Origin of the sequence: Bradyrhizobium sp., assembly GCF_036735945.1 — a bacterium.
Lineage (GTDB): Bacteria > Pseudomonadota > Alphaproteobacteria > Rhizobiales > Xanthobacteraceae > Bradyrhizobium.
On record NZ_DAINNI010000099.1, the window covers coordinates 1 to 17,890 of the forward strand.

General features: G+C 65.1%; 17 protein-coding genes and 1 pseudogene. 9 read left to right on the forward strand and 9 right to left on the reverse strand.

Going from position 1 to position 17,890, the window contains the following annotated elements; genetic code table 11:
- Positions 1-190, reverse strand: a pseudogene (locus tag V7E26_RS23080) (CTP synthase); the annotation flags it as partial.
- Positions 191-356: 166 nt separating this feature from the next.
- Positions 357-734 (reverse strand): preprotein translocase subunit SecG, encoded by a 378-nt coding sequence (gene secG, locus V7E26_RS23085; protein WP_324420591.1) that lies wholly within the window; start codon positions 732-734, stop codon positions 357-359.
- A 216-nt stretch (positions 735-950) separates the two neighbouring features.
- Here secG and V7E26_RS23090 point away from each other — a divergent pair, with 216 nt between their 5' ends.
- Both V7E26_RS23090 and V7E26_RS23095 read left to right on the forward strand, forming a co-directional pair.
- Positions 951-1,517 (forward strand): helix-turn-helix domain-containing protein, encoded by a 567-nt coding sequence (locus V7E26_RS23090; RefSeq protein WP_324420593.1) that lies wholly within the window; start codon positions 951-953, stop codon positions 1,515-1,517.
- Positions 1,518-1,522: 5 nt separating this feature from the next.
- Positions 1,523-2,050, forward strand: a complete 528-nt coding sequence (locus tag V7E26_RS23095; RefSeq protein ID WP_324420595.1) for a GNAT family N-acetyltransferase — start codon at positions 1,523-1,525, stop codon at positions 2,048-2,050.
- Between the two features lies 1 nt (position 2,051).
- Here V7E26_RS23095 and tpiA read toward each other — a convergent pair whose 3' ends face one another.
- The gene (gene tpiA / locus V7E26_RS23100; RefSeq protein ID WP_324420597.1) at positions 2,052-2,804 is read right to left on the reverse strand and encodes a triose-phosphate isomerase; all 753 of its coding nucleotides are present in this window, start codon (positions 2,802-2,804) and stop codon (positions 2,052-2,054) included.
- Positions 2,805-3,055: 251 nt separating this feature from the next.
- Between tpiA and V7E26_RS23105 the strand changes: the two genes are divergently transcribed.
- The 5 genes from V7E26_RS23105 to V7E26_RS23125 all read left to right on the forward strand — a co-directional run bounded on the left by V7E26_RS23105 (position 3,056) and on the right by V7E26_RS23125 (position 10,355).
- A complete protein-coding gene (locus V7E26_RS23105) occupies positions 3,056-4,957 on the forward strand; it encodes a peptidylprolyl isomerase (protein ID WP_324420599.1) in 1,902 nt (633 codons plus the stop codon).
- A 113-nt stretch (positions 4,958-5,070) separates the two neighbouring features.
- The gene (trpD, locus tag V7E26_RS23110) at positions 5,071-6,084 is read left to right on the forward strand and encodes an anthranilate phosphoribosyltransferase (RefSeq protein ID WP_324420601.1); all 1,014 of its coding nucleotides are present in this window, start codon (positions 5,071-5,073) and stop codon (positions 6,082-6,084) included.
- Positions 6,085-6,100: 16 nt separating this feature from the next.
- Positions 6,101-6,922, forward strand: a complete 822-nt coding sequence (gene trpC, locus V7E26_RS23115; protein ID WP_324420603.1) for an indole-3-glycerol phosphate synthase TrpC — start codon at positions 6,101-6,103, stop codon at positions 6,920-6,922.
- A 3-nt stretch (positions 6,923-6,925) separates the two neighbouring features.
- Positions 6,926-7,429 carry a cyclic pyranopterin monophosphate synthase MoaC gene (gene moaC, locus V7E26_RS23120; protein ID WP_324420605.1) on the forward strand — a complete coding sequence of 168 codons (504 nt, stop codon included), beginning with the start codon at positions 6,926-6,928 and terminating at the stop codon, positions 7,427-7,429.
- 193 nt (positions 7,430-7,622) lie between these two features.
- A complete protein-coding gene (locus tag V7E26_RS23125; protein WP_324420607.1) occupies positions 7,623-10,355 on the forward strand; it encodes a bifunctional diguanylate cyclase/phosphodiesterase in 2,733 nt (910 codons plus the stop codon).
- A 92-nt stretch (positions 10,356-10,447) separates the two neighbouring features.
- On the opposite strand, the gene V7E26_RS23130 is transcribed toward V7E26_RS23125, so the two are convergent.
- The 6 genes from V7E26_RS23130 to V7E26_RS23155 form a co-directional block, all read right to left on the reverse strand.
- On the reverse strand, positions 10,448-10,687 hold the full coding sequence (locus V7E26_RS23130) for a PilZ domain-containing protein (RefSeq protein WP_324420610.1): 240 nt from the start codon (positions 10,685-10,687) through the stop codon (positions 10,448-10,450).
- A gap of 244 nt (positions 10,688-10,931) precedes the next feature.
- Complete coding sequence (locus V7E26_RS23135; RefSeq protein WP_324420612.1) at positions 10,932-11,507, reverse strand: GDSL-type esterase/lipase family protein; 576 nt, start codon at positions 11,505-11,507, stop codon at positions 10,932-10,934.
- 211 nt (positions 11,508-11,718) lie between these two features.
- Positions 11,719-12,507, reverse strand: coding sequence for a hypothetical protein (locus V7E26_RS23140; protein WP_324420614.1), 789 nt, complete (start codon positions 12,505-12,507; stop codon positions 11,719-11,721).
- 285 nt (positions 12,508-12,792) lie between these two features.
- Complete coding sequence (locus tag V7E26_RS23145) at positions 12,793-14,127, reverse strand: S41 family peptidase (protein WP_324420616.1); 1,335 nt, start codon at positions 14,125-14,127, stop codon at positions 12,793-12,795.
- 187 nt (positions 14,128-14,314) lie between these two features.
- Positions 14,315-15,487 (reverse strand): NADH:flavin oxidoreductase/NADH oxidase, encoded by a 1,173-nt coding sequence (locus tag V7E26_RS23150; protein ID WP_324420618.1) that lies wholly within the window; start codon positions 15,485-15,487, stop codon positions 14,315-14,317.
- Positions 15,488-15,503: 16 nt separating this feature from the next.
- On the reverse strand, positions 15,504-15,803 hold the full coding sequence (locus V7E26_RS23155; RefSeq protein ID WP_324420620.1) for a hypothetical protein: 300 nt from the start codon (positions 15,801-15,803) through the stop codon (positions 15,504-15,506).
- A gap of 120 nt (positions 15,804-15,923) precedes the next feature.
- On the opposite strand from V7E26_RS23155, the gene V7E26_RS23160 reads away from it, so the two are divergent.
- Positions 15,924-16,550: an HAD family hydrolase gene (locus V7E26_RS23160; RefSeq protein ID WP_324420622.1), complete on the forward strand. Its 627-nt coding sequence runs from the start codon at positions 15,924-15,926 to the stop codon at positions 16,548-16,550.
- A gap of 28 nt (positions 16,551-16,578) precedes the next feature.
- Positions 16,579-17,790, forward strand: a complete 1,212-nt coding sequence (locus V7E26_RS23165) for a molybdopterin molybdotransferase MoeA (RefSeq protein ID WP_324420624.1) — start codon at positions 16,579-16,581, stop codon at positions 17,788-17,790.
- The last annotated feature ends 100 nt before the right edge of the window (positions 17,791-17,890 follow it).

Below are 17,890 nucleotides of genomic sequence, written 5' to 3' on the forward strand. Positions count from 1 at the left end.
CATCGGTCACGAACACTTCGCCGTGCTGATACGGCGACATCGTTCCGGGATCGAGATTGAGATAGGGGTCGAGCTTGCGGAGGCGGACCTTGTACCCGCGAGCCTGCAGCAGGGCACCGAGTGCCGCCGAAGCCAGACCCTTTCCGAGCGAGGAAACCACGCCGCCGGTGATGAATATGTACCGCGCCATGGGATTCTACCTTTAAGGCCACTGCCCCGATTCTCCAAAACGAATCGCGTGCGCGGGCGAACATTTCGCCGGGCTGTGGGTGACGTTAAAAATGAAACGAATTCAGAGCATTGATGGGAAGTTCTGATGCAGGACGGTAGAGGCCGTCCCGCATGGCCACCCTGCTTTATTGCGAACGCGGCGCCTGCGGACCCGACGGGGCCTGCTGTTCGTCCACCTTCTTGAGCGTATCGAGCACGCCGCCCGAGGTCGGCGGGGCGACCGGCGTCGCGCCGCCCGGCTGCGATTGCGTCGCCGGCGCGCCGATGATCGAAGCCGGCTTGCGGTCGATGCCCGCCATCCATGCCAGCGCCATGCTGGTCAGGAAGAAAAGCCCCGCCAGGATCGCCGTCGTGCGCGTCAGCAGGTTGGCGGTGCCGCGGCTCGACATGAAGCCGGCGCCGCCGCCCATGCCGAGGCCACCGCCTTCGGATTTCTGCAGCAGCACGGTGCCGATCAGCACGGTAACGATCATGAGGTGAACGACGATGATGACGGTCTGCATCTCAAAACCTTCCGTCACAAGCCGAGTGCGCCGGGCTTCGGCTGCAGCAAGCGCTTGCGGGTTTTCGTGAAGTTGCGCGGTGTTACACGATCTGACGGGGCATTGTCACCCCCGTCAGCCGCTGAGGAGATAATTGCCGCAGGCGCGACGGCAAGGCTGTGCACACCCTTGGCCTGAGGGTCTTGCGTCCGTCGCAATTTCTCATATAATGGAAGAATGGATACTTTAATAGACGATCTGAGCAGCCGCCTCGCCCACCGCCTGCGGCTGGAGCGCGACAGCCGCGGCTGGTCGCTGGCCGATCTGGCCGAACGCTCCGGGGTCTCCAGGGCGACCATCAGCAAGATCGAGCGCGCCGAGGTCTCGCCGACCGCGGTGGTGCTGGTCCGCCTCGCCAGCGCCTTCGACCTCACCCTCGCGGGCCTGATGCTGCGCGCCGAAGGCCATGGCGGACGGCTGTCGCGCGCGGCCGACCAGGCGGTGTGGCGCGATCCCGAGACCGGCTATTTGCGCCGGCAGGTTTTCAGCCGGCCCGATCATCCGATCGAGATCATCAAGGTCGAGATGCCGGCCAGGCAGCGCGTGACTCTGCCCGCCGCATCCTATCTCCATATCCGCCAGGTGCTCTGGGTGCTGTCGGGCGCGCTGGTGCTGACCGATGGCGGCGAACGGCATGAGCTGCGCGCCGGCGACTGCCTCGGCTTCGGTCCACCAGCGGAGGTCACCTTCGCCAACGAAGGCAATGCGCCCTGCACCTATGTCGTGGCGCTGGTGCGGAGCTGACGCCGATGCTGGAGATCAAAGCCCTGAAGCCTTCGCCGGAAGTCTGCGCCGTGCTTGGCGAAATACTGATCGAGACGGTAGCGAATGGCGGCTCGGTCAGCTTCATGCATCCGCTGTCACGGGAAGCGGCCGAGACGTTCTGGTCGAAGTCGCTTGATGCGGCAGAGCGCGGCGAGCGGATCGTCCTCGGCGCGTTTGACGGAGATAAACTGATCGGGACCGTGACGCTGCTGCTCGATCTGCCGGCGAACCAGCCGCACCGCGCCGAGATCGCGAAAATGATGACGCGCGTCAGTCATCGCGGGCGCGGCATTGCCACCGCGCTGTTGCGCGAGGCCGAGCGGCTGGCGGTGGCGCATCAGCGCTGGCTATTGGTGCTTGATACCGCGGAGGAAGAAGGCGCCGCGGGTCTCTATGAGCGCGTCGGCTTCAAGCTGACCGGATTAATCCCAGATTACGCCCTCAAACCCCATGGCGGGCTGACGGGCACGCTGATCTACTGGAAGCGACTGCAGGAAGGCGTGCCCGCTTGAATTAGCACGCCGCCGCAATCGCCAGAAAATCCGAGGCCTTCAGGCTGGCGCCGCCGACCAGCGCACCGTTGACGTTGGCGACCGCCATCAGCTCCCTCGCGTTTGATGGTTTTACGGAGCCGCCATAGAGGATCCGCATCCTGCCGCCTTCCGCCTTGAAGCGTGCGCTGAGCTTTTCCCGGATAAACCGATGAACCTGCTCGACATCGGCCGTAGTCGGGGTGAGCCCGGTGCCGATCGCCCAGACCGGCTCGTACGCGACCACCAGATTGGCTGCCGTCGCGCCGTCGGGCAAGGAACCGGCGAGCTGGGTGCCGCAGACGTCCAGCGTCTGGCCGGCGTCGCGCTGCTTTTGGGTCTCGCCGATGCAGACGACCGCGACGAGCCCCGCCCGCCACACCGCTTCCGCCTTCTGCCTGATATCAGCATCGGTCTCGCCATGGTCGGCGCGGCGCTCCGAATGCCCGACGATGACGGCGCTGGCACCGGCATCGGCGAGCATTTCCGCCGAGAGATCGCCGGTATGGGCGCCCGAGGCCTTGGCGTGGCAATCCTGGGCGCCGACGGCGAGCTTCGAGCCGAGCGCCTTGTCGGCGAACGCGGCGATCAAGGTGGCCGGCGGACAGACCAGCAGGTCGGCCTTGCCGGCCAGCGCACCGGCGCCGGCGATCATCGCCCCGAACTCGGCCAGCGAGGATTTCAGGCCGTTCATTTTCCAGTTCCCGGCGATCAGCGGCCGGATGGCATCGGTCATGTCGATTATCCCGCAAAAATCAGCGTTGCAGATGCGCTATCAGAGGTGGGCGGCCAGTTCCAGATACCGAAGCGCCGATAGCTGTGCCATTAACCGCTTCAATTAGCCCGCCGGCTCGAGGTTGCGGGGGGGCTTTTGCCACTTTATGATGCGTTTTCAACTCGGTGACGCCCTGTTGTGGATTCGGTCCTGAACCGAATTCCCTTCGGGCACGACCCGGTTCCCCTCTCCTTAAAAAACAAGTTGGATCCATGCTTCGAGGAATGCGGAAAGCCTCATCAAACTGGCTCGGCAAGATAGTCATGGCCACGGTGATGGGCGTCTTGATTGTCAGTTTCGCAGTGTGGGGCATTGCCGACATCTTCAAGGGGTTCGGCCAGTCGTCGCTCGCCAAGGTCGGCAAGATCGAGATTTCGACCGATCAATTCCGCCAGATCTATACCGAAAGGCTGCAGCAGCTCGGCCGCTCGTTCGGCCGTCCGTTGACCTCTGAACAGGCCCGGGCCTTCGGGCTCGACCGGCAGGTGCTGCGGCAGACGATTGCCGAGGCCGCGCTGGACGAGGAAGCGCGACGGATGGGACTCGCCCAGTCGCCGGAAGAGACCATGCGGCTGATCTACAACGATCCGAATTTCCAGGGACTGGGCGGCAAGTTCGATCCCGCCCGCTTCCAGGCGACGATCCGCCAGTTCGGCTACACCGAGCAGCGCTATCTCAACGAGCAGCGGCGCGTTGGCCTGCGCCGCCAGATCGCCGGCACCGTCTCCGCCGGGCTCGAGCCGCCGAAGACCATGGTCGATGCCCTGACGCGATTCCAGAACGAGCAGCGCTCGATGGAGTTCGTCAAGCTCGACGCCGCACAGGCCGGCACCATCGATCCGCCCTCGCCCGAGGCGCTTGCCGCCTATTTCGAGGATCGCAAGACCCAGTTCCGCGCGCCCGAATTTCGCAAGCTTTCCTTCGTCGTGATCAGCCCCGAAGAGCTCGGCAAATCGATCGAGGTCTCCGACGACGACGCCAAAAAACTTTTCGAGCAGCGCCGCGACCGCTTCGGCACGCCCGAGAAGCGCGAAGTCTCGCAGATGTTCTTCCCGAACGAGAGCGAAGCGCAGGCCGCGCGCGGCCGCATCACCTCCGGAGCGTCGTTCGACGACATCGCCAAGGAACGCAACCTCAATCCTTCCGACGTCGAACTTGGCACCATCGCAAAGACCGCAATCATCGATCCCGCGATTGCGGACGCGGCGTTCTCGCTGCCCTCGGGCGAAGTCAGCCAGCCGGTGCAGGGCCGCTTCGGCGTGGCGCTGGTCAAGGTCGGCAAGATCGAGCCGGGCGTGACACCGACCTTTGAAAGCCTCGCCGCCCAGATCAAGAAGGAGATCTCGACCGAGCGCGCCCGCGTCAAGGTCAACGAAATCCAGAACAAGATGGAAGACGAGCGCAGCGGCGGCGCCAATGTGGTGGAGGCTTCGGCAAAGCTTGGCCTGACCCCGGTCACGATCGAAGCCGTCGACCGTTCCGGCCGCGCGCCCGACGGCCAGCCCGTCGCCAATATTCCGCGCGGCCTCGACGTGGTGTCGCAGGCCTTCAACAGCGACGTCGGCGTCGACAACGAGCCGATCCAGTTTGCCGGCGGCCATGTCTGGTACGACGTGCTCGGCATCACGCCCTCGCGCGAGCGGCCGCTCGACGAGGTCCGCGCCCAGGTCGAGGCGAAATGGCGCGAAGACCAGATTTCGAACCGGTTGCGCACCAAGGCCACCGAGATGGTGCAGAAGATCGAGCAGGGCAGCAGCCTCGCCACCGAAGCCGCCGCGGTCGGCGCCAAGGTCGAGACCGCGACGGGCTTCCGCCGCGACGCCTCGCTCACGGGCGTGCCGTCCAATGCCATCAGCGCGGCGTTCCGCACGCCGAAGGATGGCGTCGGCCAGACACCGGGCGCCGGCAACAGCGAGTGGATCGTCTTCCGCGTCACCGACGTGACCGTGCCCCAGGTCGACGCCAACTCCGAGGAGATGAAGAAGCTGAAGGAGACGCTGCTGCGTGGACTGAGCGACGAACAGCTCGCGCAATATGTGGCGAAGATCGAGTCCGTGATCGGCACCTCCATCAACCAGGCCGCCTTCGCGCAGGTGACGGGCGCCAACAATTGAGCATAATGACACCTCCATCCCGAGGCGCGGCCAGCGGGCCGCGCCTCGAGGGATGAACGCCGGGGCCTCATCGTTCTTCCCCGCGGTGAGGCCGCGATTTTGAAAGCCAAGCGATGGACGATCTCAAATCAATCATCGGAAAAGTCGCCACCGGCGCGACGCTGTCGCGCGAGGAAGCGGCCTCCGCCTTCGACGCCATGATGTCCGGCGAGGCCACCCCTTCGCAGATGGGCGGGCTGTTGATGGCGCTCCGGGTGCGCGGCGAAACCGTCGACGAAATCACCGGCGCGGTGTCGGCCATGCGCGGCAAGATGCTGCGCGTCAACGCGCCAGCGGAAGCCGTGGACGTGGTCGGCACCGGCGGCGACGGCTCCGGCTCGGTCAACGTCTCGACCTGCGCGGCCTTCATCGTTGCAGGCGCCGGCGTTCCCGTCGCCAAGCACGGCAACCGCGCGCTGTCCTCGCGCTCCGGCGCGGCCGACGTGCTGGCCTCGCTCGGCGTCAAGATCGACCTGACGCCGGATCAGGTCGGCCGCTGCGTCCGGGAAGCCGGCATCGGCTTCATGTTCGCGCCCGCGCACCATCCGGCGATGAAGAATGTCGGCCCGACCCGGGTCGAACTCGCTACCCGCACCATCTTCAACCTGCTCGGTCCGCTCTCCAACCCTGCCGGCGTCAAGCGGCAGATGGTCGGCGTGTTCTCCAGGCAATGGGTGCAGCCGCTGGCGCAGGTTCTGAAAAATCTCGGCTCCGAATCCGTCTGGGTGGTGCACGGCTCCGACGGGCTCGATGAAATCACCCTGACCGGCCCGAGCTTCGTGGCGAGCCTCGACAACGGCAAGATCACCACCTTCGAGGTGAAGCCGGAGGACGCCGGCCTTGCCTGCTGCAATGTCGATGCCCTCAAGGGCGGCGACGCCGAAGCCAACGCTGTGGCGCTGCAAGGCGTGCTGAACGGCAAGCCCGGCGCCTATCGCGACGTCGCGCTGCTCAACGCCGCGGCGGCGTTGATCGTCGCCGGCCGCGCCAGGGATCTCAAGGAGGGTGTCGCGATCGGCGCGAAATCGCTCGATAGCGGCGCGGCAGCCGAACGGTTGAAGCACCTGATCGCGGTCTCGCGCGGCTGACAGGAGGCCTTGAGAGATGTCCGATATCCTGAAGAAGATCGAGGCCTACAAGCGCGAGGAAATCGCAGCCGCGAAGAAGGCGCATCCGCTCTCCGAAGTCGAAGCACGCGCCAGGGCGGCATCGCCGCCGCGCGGCTTCGTGTCCGCTATCCGGGAAAAGCTCGCGCGCGGCGATTATGCGCTGATCGCCGAAGTGAAGAAGGCCTCACCCTCCAAGGGACTGATCCGCGCCGATTTCGACCCGCCGGCGCTGGCAAAGGCTTATGAAGCCGGCGGCGCGGCATGCCTGTCGGTGCTGACGGACGCGCCCTCGTTCCAGGGCCATCTCGATTTCATGGTGGCGGCGCGCGCGGCCACCAGCCTGCCGGTGCTGCGCAAGGATTTCATGTTCGACACCTATCAGGTGGTGGAAGCCCGCGCCCACGGCGCTGACTGCATCCTGATCATCATGGCCGCGCTCGATGATGCCATCGCGGAGGATATCGAGGACGCGACAATTGCGCTCGGCATGGACGTGCTGATCGAGATCCATGACCGCGCCGAACTCGACCGTGCGCTGAGACTTCGCTCGCCGATGATCGGCGTCAACAACCGCAACCTGCGTACCTTCGAGACGACGCTCGCGACCAGCGAGGCGCTGGCGCCGTTGATCCCCCGAGATCGCCTGATGGTCGGCGAAAGCGGCATCTTCACGCCTGACGATCTCGCCCGCCTCGAACGCGTCGGCATGTCGACCTTCCTGGTCGGCGAAAGCCTGATGCGGCAGGCCGATGTGACGGCGGCGACGCGCACGCTGCTGACGCGCGCGAGCGCGCCGCGTGCGACCGGAACCGGCTAGAACATGGCGCAGAAGGCTTCCAAAGGCGGCGCCGCCCTCACCCATATCGGCTCATCCGGCGAAGCACGGATGGTCGATGTCTCGGACAAGCCGGCAACCGAGCGCACCGCGGTCGCCGAGGGCCGCGTGGTCATGACCATGGCGACGCTCGACCTGATCGTCTCCGGCAACGCCAGGAAGGGTGATGTGCTCGGCACGGCGCGCATCGCCGGCATCATGGCGGCCAAGCGCACCTCGGACTTGATCCCGCTGTGCCACCCGCTGGCGCTGTCCAGGGTGAGCGTCGACATCACGCCCGACAAGAAGCTTCCCGGCTGCATCGTCCGCGCCACCGTCAAGGTCACCGGGCCGACCGGCGTCGAGATGGAAGCGCTGACCGCGGCCTCGGTCGCGTGCCTGACCATCTACGACATGATCAAGGCGGTCGAGCGCGGCGTTCGCATCGAGGGCATCCACCTCGTCGAGAAGCTCGGCGGCAAGTCCGGGCATTACCGCGCGAAGCGGTAATCGGGGCGCCTCCCGGTTCCATGGTCAGGCGACGGACCCCTGTGGTTGCCGGCCGACCCCGCCGCCACCGCGACTAACCTTTCATTAACCAGACTTCCTAACGTCAACTCCATATCGCCGCGATATCGAAGTCGTGGGCCGGGTTGGGAGAGCGCCGCTACCGGCAGTTCAATTCCCGGCAACGATCTCGCCCATGGCTTCGACCGGCACACATTCATTCAGTATCGCCTCCGCTTTTCGCGGCGGCCCGATCCGCTGGCTGATCCTGGGCGGCGTGCTTCTGATTGCCGCCATCGCGATCGGCGCGACCATCATGGCCGGCGATTTTCGCGAGCGCGCGCTGCGCAACAGCGAGCGTGAGCTGGAAAATACCGTGCTGCTGCTCGCCCGCCATTTCGATCAGCAACTCGAGGATTTCGAGGTCGTCCAGAAGGACCTGATCGGGTTCATGCGGTCCAGCGGGATCGCGACGGCCGAGAACTACAAGCGCCGGATGTCCACCCGCGACATCCATCTGATGTTGAAATCCAAACTGGAGGCGCAGTCCTATGTGGGCGGCATCAACGTCTTCGACGCCGACGGCAACCTGATCAACACGTCGGCAGCCTGGCCGGCGCCTGTGGTCAACTCCGCGGATCGCTCCTACTTCCAGATATTCAAGTCCAGCCCGCAATCGCCGGAAATGCTGGTCGATCCGGTCTACAGCCGCATCACCGGCGCCTGGACCACGGTGATCGCGCGCAAGGTCAGCGGCCCCCGGGGCGAATTCCTCGGCGTCATCGGACGCGGCATCGAACCTGCCAATTTCGAAAAATTCTTCGCCACCATAGCCCTCGCGCCCGGCACCTCCATCGCCATGCATCACAGCGACGGCACGCTGCTGGCCCGCTATCCGCATGTGTCCGAACTGATCGGCAGGAATTTCAAGGACGGACCGCCGACGCAGCGGCAGGTATTCGAGCTGCCCCGCAGTAGCTCGCGCCTCACCAGCCCGATCGACGGCGAGGACCGGATCATCGCCTCGCGGCGGTTGACCAATTTTCCGATGGTGATCGTGGCGACGAGCACGACAGCGGCGGCGCTGGCCGACTGGCGCGAGCAGATCGCAATGCTGATCGCCATCGCCGGGCTTTCCGTGCTGGCGATCGCCGCCCTGCTGGTTCTCGTGGTCCGCAAGCTTTCGCAGCAGCACCGCGCATCGAAGCGACAACTGACGCTGGAAAAGCAACGCCTCGATACCGCCGTCAACAACATGACCCAGGGCCTGCTGCTGTTCGATTCGAAGCAGCGGCTGATCATCTGCAACAAGCGCTATCTGGAAATGTACGGCCTTTCGGCCGACATCGTTAAGCCGGGCTGCAGCTTCCGCGAGGTGATCGCCCATCGCAGGAACACCGGATCATTTGTCGGCGACGTCGATCATTATGTCGACGTGGTGCTGCGTGACATCGCGCAACGCAACGTCATGGTGATCACGACGCCCGACGGACGCTCGATCCAGATCGTCAACGAGCCGGTGCCGGACGGCGGATGGCTCGCGACCCACGAAGACATCACCGAGCGCCGCCGCGCCGAGGAGCGCATCACCCATCTCGCCCATTATGACGCGCTGACCGATCTGCCGAACCGCACGCTGTTCCATGAGCGGCTCAAGCGCGAATTGGCCCATGTCGCGCCGAACCGGCAGCTCGCGGTGCTCTATATCGACATCGACGAATTCAAGAGCGTCAACGATTCGCTCGGGCACATGATTGGCGACGAGCTGTTGAAGTCGGTCGCGGCCAGCCTCGCGGCTTGCACACGCAAGAGCGATTTCGTGGCCCGGCTCGGCGGCGACGAGTTCGCGATCGTGCAGACCGGCATCGAGGATACCGACGACGTGATGATGCTGGTCAGCCGCATCTTCCAGGCGATCCGCTCGCCCTACCATTGCCTCGGCCACCAGGTGACCACCGACGCCAGCATCGGCATCGCGCTGTCGCCGCAGGACGGCTCCGACATCGACCAGATCCTGAAGAATGCGGATCTGGCGATGTATGCCGCCAAGGCCGCCGGCCGCCGCACCTATCGCTTCTTCGAGCCTGACATGGAAGCCGAGGTTCGCGCCCGCCGCAGCCTGGAGATCGACCTGCGTCAGGCGCTGGTCGATGGCGGCTTCGAGGTCTACTACCAGCCCTGCCTCAGCCTGCAGACCAACGCGATCACCGGCTGCGAGGCGCTGGTGCGCTGGCGCCATCCGCGGCGCGGCATGATCTCGCCCGCCGAGTTCGTGCCGCTCGCCGAGGATACCGGGTTGATCAACCAGCTCGGCGAATGGGTGCTGAATACCGCCTGCAAGGAAGCGGCAAGCTGGCCCGGCGGTGTCAGGCTTGCGGTCAACGTTTCGCCGGTTCAGTTCAGGAGCGGCACGCTGGCGCTGAAGGTTATGGCAGCGCTCGCCGAGTCCGGCCTCGCCGCCGACCGCCTCGAGCTCGAGATCACCGAAGCGGTGCTGATCCGAGACGACGAGACGGCGCTTGCCGTGCTGCACGACCTGCGCGGGATCGGCGTGCGTATCGCGCTCGACGATTTCGGCACTGGCTATTCCTCGCTGAGCTACCTGCAGCGCTTCCCGTTCGACAAGATCAAGATCGACCGCTGCTTCATTACCGGCATCGCCGAGCCGGAAGGCTCGTCCTCCATCGTTCAGGCCGTCGTGAAGATCGCCGCCGATCGCCACATGACGACGACGGCCGAAGGCGTCGAGACCGCAGAGCAGCGCGACCTGCTGCGCGAACTCGGCTGCTCGGAGATGCAGGGCTATTTGTTCAGCCCGCCGAAACCGGCGGCGGACATCAGGCCGATGCTTTCGCGGTACGTGCCGCGCCCCGACGCCGCGCCCCCGGATCACTCGCGCAAGCTCAAGAGCGAGGCGCGTTCAGCGTAGAGCTTCTGCGGCGCTGGCACCGTCGTTGCGAGCGAAGCGACATGCGGTACTGCCGGCCTGGAGACCCCGGCCAGAGTGACGCGCAACCGGCGTCAATCGAACGCCACGCCTACCCTGTAGTCCTTGCGCCAGACGACGTGGCAGGGCAGCTTCAATCGATCCTCGGGCAAGACCAGTGTGAAGGCATCGGGGATGCGAATCCGGTCGGCAAAATCCAGCGCCGCTCCCGTGGTCGAAATGTCGCGAACCGTGCACGGATATTTGTCGCCGCCATACTCGATCTTGGCGGGCTTCATGACGCGGACACGTGGCGCGATACGAGTTTCGACCATCGCAAGTGCTCCGCTCCACCCCTTGGAGGCTCTGTCCCTCCGCCAATATCGCAATCAAAAGTTAAATGTTCCGGAACGGCAACTTCCGAGCGTTCCCGGTGGCGCCGCGCAGCCGGTTGTCCGCCGCGATCGGCACGTAGCGCTGGCGGAGCGAAGCGCAATCCGGGATTCTTCACGCATCGAGACCTCCCCGGATTTCGCTCTCTGCGCCATCCGGGCTACAAAACCCCTCGAACATGTTGGCTTAAGAAGAGCCCTTCCTGCTCGCCTTGACGACCAGGGCCTGTATCGGGCCGATCGTCTTTGCCACCATCCGGCTATAGCCCGCGCCGTTGAAATGATTGTCTCCGGAGAGGATGAGTGCGGGATTCTTGTGGTCCTCGACATTGTAGACCGGCGGGCGAATGAAATAGCTCTCGATCCCCCTGGCTCGAAGGCGACTGACAATGCCGGCTACATTCGCCTGCACTTCCGCGCGGCTCTTGCCGTGTCGGATCACATCGTTGATACCGACCCAGATAACCGCGACGCGCGTACCCGCCGGCACCGCGGAGTCCAGCCGCGCTGCGAGACCGGCGCTTGTATCGCCATTGATACCGCCATTGCTGACACGAACATCCAGCCCGCGCGCCCGGAGAGCCGCTTCCAGCTTGCTCGGATAATTCTCCGAAGGTGAGACGCCCTTGCCGTAAACATTGCTGTCACCGATGACGGCGACCTGGACCTGCGCGTGGGCAGCACTCGCAAACGCGGTCGCGAATATGAAAGCGGCAGTAGCCAGCGAGGCCAGGATGGCCTGCGGTCGTGTCGGCAATATCATCATGTGCCCCTCGATTGATTGGATCAAAATGGCTAAAGTCGGCAGAGAGCCCGCCGATGCAAAACGGCAGTCAACGATCTATAGCGGGTTCGTCCGCGTCAATACCCAAACGGGTAACGCCCCCTATCTTTGCCATCGCGCGCGAAGCGATGCGCGGGGCCGCTGGCGCCTGCCATCGCTTCGCTCATCCAGGCGTCGCTGTGCGCGACGACTAGAGCCGCGACTTCAGGGGCACCCGAAACGTCCGAAACCCCTCCAACTCCGGAAACAGATCGGCTACTTCGCGCGAGGCGAGCAGGACCGCGGCCGGGACTTCCCCGCTGACCAGCCGCTCGACCGCACTGGCTTTTGCTTCGCTGAACTGGACTTCGGCGGCTCCCGCCGCCATCAGCGCGGCGCTGACGCGTCCGCTCGAGGCAGACTGCTTCTCCGTGATCGCGATGTTCTTGTTGTTCAGGTCGGACAATGAATTGATCTCGGGGCGCGCCAGCACGAGAGCGACCAGATTGTCCTGATCATCGAGCGAACCGGATGCGGTCGTTCCGATCTCGCTGGCCTTGCTGGATGCCGTGTCCGATGCGGGCGCCGCCGGCCGTGCGGCGATATCAAGCGTTGCCGGCGGAATGGCCTTGCCCGTTGCTGCAGGGGCGGATCTGGGGGTGGCGACCTCTTTGCTGTTCGACGCCTTGGTGCTGGCCGCCTTGCCGTTCGACGCCGGCTTGCCGGCGTGCGGCGCGGCGCGGGAAGCCGGCGCGCTGTGCCGTGCCACGCGCCGGCGGGCCACGGGTTCGATCCGCTCCAATTCCGCCCCGGCCGGCGCTGCGAAGCTGGTCTCGCGTTCCTCGTGGCGCCGGGCGGACTGCGCTCGGTATGACCAGTCCATATAGGACTGGCACGCGCGGTTGCACGGTTGACCGTCGATATAGACGACGCCGGGTGAATCGAGCGGTTCTGCCTGCAGCGCGCCACCCGAACCGAGCAACAGGATCAGGGTCAGCAAAGTCTGATTTCTCGACATGACTACTCCGTTTGAGCACGCAATCGAGCGGGAACCGGTCGGTGGAATATCTCGCGCGAGCTACGGCCGACTGAAGACGGAGTTTCAAAAAAGGACACCCATTCTACTTTGCATGGGGTTGTTTTCGAGATTTTGCGTCCGAGCCTTGCGGGGCGCCGCCGAAGGGCATCGGCATCACGTCATGGCGAGGCGCAGAAGAGACGAAGCAATTCATTGCTTCTGCGCATGGAGAGCGAGACGGATTGCTTCTTTGGCGTCGGGCTGCCCCTAATTCGGCACCGCGCGCTTGGCCACGGTCGGGCCGTTCGCGTTCACGGTGACGCCGCGCAGCAAATTGTATGCTGCGATCAGCGCCTTGTCGTCCTTCTCGTTCGGCGGGACGTAGGCCTGCGATCCGGCCTGCTCGGCACCGTCGGCGGCGAGATGGCCGCGCATCGAGGCCTCGCCCTTCAGGTCGGTGCGGCCCTTCAATTCATCCGGCACGTCCTGCAGCACCTCGACATCGGGCGCGATGCCCTGGGCCTGGATCGAGCGGCCCGAGGGCGTGAAATAGCGCGCGGTGGTCAGCGCCAGCGCCCCATTGCCCTGGCCGAGCGGAATGATGGTCTGTACCGAGCCCTTGCCGAAGGTGCGCGTGCCGATCAGCGTCGCGCGCTTGTGGTCGCGCAGCGCACCGGCCACGATCTCGGATGCCGAAGCCGAGCCGCCGTTGATCAGCACGACCAGCGGCTTGCCCCTGGTGATATCACCACCACGGGCGGTGAAGCGCTGGGTTTCCTCCGCGGTGCGGCCCCGCGTCGAGACCACCTCGCCCCGGTTCATGAAGCTGCTCGATACCGATACCGCCTGGTCGAGCAATCCGCCGGGATTGTTGCGGAGATCGACGACATAGCCCGCGAGCTTGTCGGCCGGGATCTCCCTGGCGATGTTGGCGAGCGCCTTCTTCAGGCCGTCGGTGGTCTGCTCGTTGAAGCGGGTGATCCTGATATAGCCGATATCGCCGCCTTCGGTGCGGTAGCGGACCGGCCGCACCCGGATGATCTCGCGCATGATCGCCACATCGATCGGCGCGGCGGCGCCCTTGCGCATGACCTTGAGACGGATCTTGCTGTTGGCGGGGCCCTTCATCCGGCTCACCGCCTGTTCGAGGCTCAGGCCCTGGATGGCCTCGTCGTCGATCTGGGTGATGACATCCCCCGACAGCATGCCTGCCCTGGCTGCGGGCGTATCGTCGATCGGGGTGACCACCTTGACGAGGCCGTCTTCCATCGTGACCTCGATGCCGAGCCCGCCGAACTCGCCATGGGTGGTCTCCTGCATGTCGCTCCAGCCCTTCTCATTCATGTAGCGCGAATGAGGATCGAGCGCGGAGATCATGCCGTTGATGGCGCCTTCCATCAGCTTGGAATCGTCGGGCTTCTCGACGTAGCTGGATTTGACCCGCTCGAACACGCTGCCGAACAGATTGAGCTGGTTGTAGGTGTCGGAACGGGTCGCGGCCTTTGCCGCTGCCACCACATGGGCGCCCTGCGGTCCCGCCACGAGAAGGGTCAGGCACACACCCGTCGCCGTGCCGAGAAGAAAGGCAAAATTCCTGCGCATGTGGGGCGTCCCTTTTCCCTAACGGACGCCCGCGATTTGCGGTGAATCGGCGCCCCTGTCCCGGCACCGCCAACTCACAATGGCTTTTTGGTCGGATCAAGGCACCGCCGGCCCGGACCGTTACGGTCGCCTTGAGCGTGTGATATCCCGGCAACGCTTGGCGTCTGTCGCGAGAAGACCAGGACCGTCAGGAGGCCTTATTGGCCTCCTGCAGCCCGTTTTGCCAGGTCGAGGGCCGGGTTCCAAAGCCGCGCTTGGCGCGGGTGCCCAGCCAGTAGCCGAATTGCGGGGGAACGTTGCGAAATGGCCCGTCCACACCGAGCTTCAGCGCCGCATCCATCGGCCAGTTGGGATTGTTGAGGATTTCCCGACCCACCGCGATCAGATCGGCCTGCCCGTCGCGCAGGATCTGCTCGGCCTGGTCGCCATGGATGATGAGGCCGACCGCCATGGTCATGATGTCGGCCTGCCGCCGGACATGTTCCGACAGCGGCACCTGGTAGCTGTATTTGATTTCCTTGCCGAGGATCGGCGCCACGTCGGTGATGCCGCCCGAGGAGCAGTCGATGACGTCAACGCCCCTGGACTTGAGAATCCTGGCGAGCCGCGCGCTCTGTTCCGGCCCCCAGCCGGCATTGTCCTCGACCGAGAGGCGGACGAACAGCGGCTTGTGCTCGGGCCAATGCTCGCGCACCGCCTCCGTCACCTCGATCAGAAACCGCATGCGCCCCGCTTCCGAGCCGCCATATTCGTCGCTGCGCTGGTTGGAACGCTCCGACAGGAACTCATGCACGAGATAGCCGTGGGCGCCGTGCAGTTCCAGCACGTCGAACCCTGCCGCATCCGCGCGGCGCGCCGCCTGCCCCCAGACCTGCACCAGATCCTTCACTTCCCGCGTCTCCAGCGCACGCGGCACCGGCCATTTCTCGCTATGGGCAATCGCGCTCGGCGCCACCGGCTGCCAGGCGTCCCAGTCCTCGATATCGGGCGTCCGCTGCAGCGGCCGGTCGCCTTCCCAGGGCCGGCTGGCGCGCGCCTTGCGGCCGGAATGGCCGAGTTGAATGCCGACGGCCGCGTTCTGCTGCTTGATGAATTTGACGAGGCGGCCGAGCGGCTCGATGAACTTGTCGTCCCAGATGCCGAGATCGCCGACCGTGCCGCAGCCGCGCCGCTCGACCTTGGTCGATTCCACCACGACAAGGCCGGCGCCGCCGGCGGCGAATTTGCCGGCGTTCATCAGGTGCCAATCGGTCGGAAAGCCCTTCACCGCCGAATATTGATGCATCGGCGGCACCACGATGCGGTTCTTCAGCGTGACGCCTCGGATCGTCATCGGAGAAAACAGCAGCGCTTCCGTCATCGGTACCACCCTCGCTTTACTTGGCCTTGCTCGCCACGCCTTCGGCGGATTTGGCCTTCGGCTTGGCCGGCGTCGCCGCTTTTGGCGCCGCGCTGTCGCCGCGCATCGTTCCCCAGGGATCCGTGCTCTTCTGTTCCGGAATGTTGCCAAGCGATCTGCGGTAGGCCCTCTCGGCGTCCTTTTCGGCGGTGATTTCCGTCTGCGTCTTGGCCTTGTCCTCCTCGCCGTACCTGGCAGGGCCATTCTGGGCCTGCGCCGGTCCGGCCAGCAACCCAACCACAGCCGCACCGCCCAAAATTCTGCCCAGGATTCTCATGCCGTCACTCCCTGTTTGATCCAACGCATAGCATAGCTCGCGCATCGGCTTAAATGGCGGATTGCGCGGAAAATCGCGCCGCCCGTTGCCCATGACCGACCAGTTTTGTAAACGACAGCCATGAATTCGCCGCCAGCACCCCACTCCGCCGACGTCCTGCTGTTCGACCTCGGCCGCGTCGTACTCGACATCAATTTCGATCAGGTGATGGCGTGCTGGGCCGCCCATGCGGGCTGCAACCCTGCGGACCTCGCCGCGCGCTTTATCGTCAACGACAGTTTCAAGCACCACGAGATCGGCCGGATCGACGATGCCGCGTTCTTCGCAAACCTGCGCCAGTCGCTTGGCATCGGCATCACCGACGCCCAGTTCCTCGAAGGCTGGAACGCGATCTTCGCCGGTGAAATGCCCGGCATCGCGCCGCTCCTGACCGAGGCGGCCAGGCGCATGCCGCTCTACGCCTTCTCCAATACCAACCCGGCGCATGTGGCCCATTTCTCCGCGGCCTACGCCGGTGTCCTGAGGCATTTCCGCGAGATATTCCTGTCCTCGACGATCGGTTTGCGCAAACCCGACGCCGAGGCCTATGATCACGTGATAAGAGCGATCGGCGTGCCGGCGCCGCGGATCCTGTTCTTCGACGATTCGGCCGCCAATATCGAAGGCGCGCGGGCGCGCGGCCTTTCTGCCATCCACGTGACATCGACGGATGACGTGGCAAGGGCACTGACCGCACTTGGAATTTAAGCACTTGGGAATTTGAGGAGGTCTGCCCGTGGCGTTGATGCCGGTTGACGATGCGTTGTCCGCGATCCTGAGTGACGCCGATCCCCTGCCCGAAGAGATGATCGCGCTCGATACCGCCCATCATCGCGTACTGGCGCGTGACGTCGCGGCGCGGCGGACGCAGCCGCCGCAGGCGATGTCGGCGATGGACGGCTATGCGGTGCGCGCGGCTGACGCTGCCGATCTGTCGGCCCGGCTGAAGGTGATCGGCGAGGTCGCCGCCGGACGCCCGTTCGAACGCAAGGTCGGCCAGGGCGAGGCGGTGCGCATCTTCACCGGCGGCGTGATCCCCGACGGCGCCGACGCCGTCATCATCCAGGAAGACACCGCGGTCGATGGCGACCACATCACCATCACGGAAGCCGCCGTCCAGGGCCGGCACATCCGCGCCGCCGGCGTCGACTTCCGCGAGGGCGACGTCCTGCTGACCCGCGGGCGCCGCCTCTCCGACCGCGATTTGTCGCTTGCCGCCGGCATGAACTACCCGGAACTCGCGGTGCATCGCCGTGCGAAAGTGGCTGTGCTCGGCACAGGCGACGAGCTGGTGATGCCCGGCACGATCCCCGGCCCCGGCCAGATCGTCTACTCCAACGGCTATGGCCTGCGCGCGCTGGCGCGGGCCGAGGGCGCCGAGGTCGTCGATCTCGGCATCGCCGCCGACACGGTTGCCGCCACCACGGAAGGCATCCGCCGTGCCCGCGAGGCCAACGCTGACATCCTGATCACCATGGGCGGCGCTTCCGTTGGCGACCATGACCTCGTCAAGCGATCGCTCGAGGTCGAGGGGACGACCATGGCGTTCTGGCGGATCGCGATGCGGCCGGGCAAGCCGATGATGCACGGCAGGCTCGGCGCGATGCGGGTGATCGGCCTGCCCGGCAATCCCGTATCCTCCTATGTCTGCGGCTTCCTGTTTTTGGTGCCCCTGATTCGCGCTCTATCGGGCCGCGACCACATCCATCACGTCAGGGAAAGCGCCGTCCTGGGACGCGACCTCGCCGCCAACGATCAGCGCGAGGATTATCTGCGCGCCCGTCTCGAAGAGGGCGATGACGGCACGCTGACCGCCGTGCCGGTCAACCATCAGGACTCCTCGCTGCTCGGGAATCTCGCTGCGGCACGGGCACTTCTGATACGTCCGCCATTCGCACCGGCTGCCGCGAAAGGGTTGCGTTGCGAATTGCTCCGCTTGCCGGAATGACGCCATGAGCGATGCTTATCGCGACAGCCTCAATGCGTTCACCTGAAATTAAGTGGTTGCGGAACACATATCGAACATATAGTGTCCGTTCATGATTTGT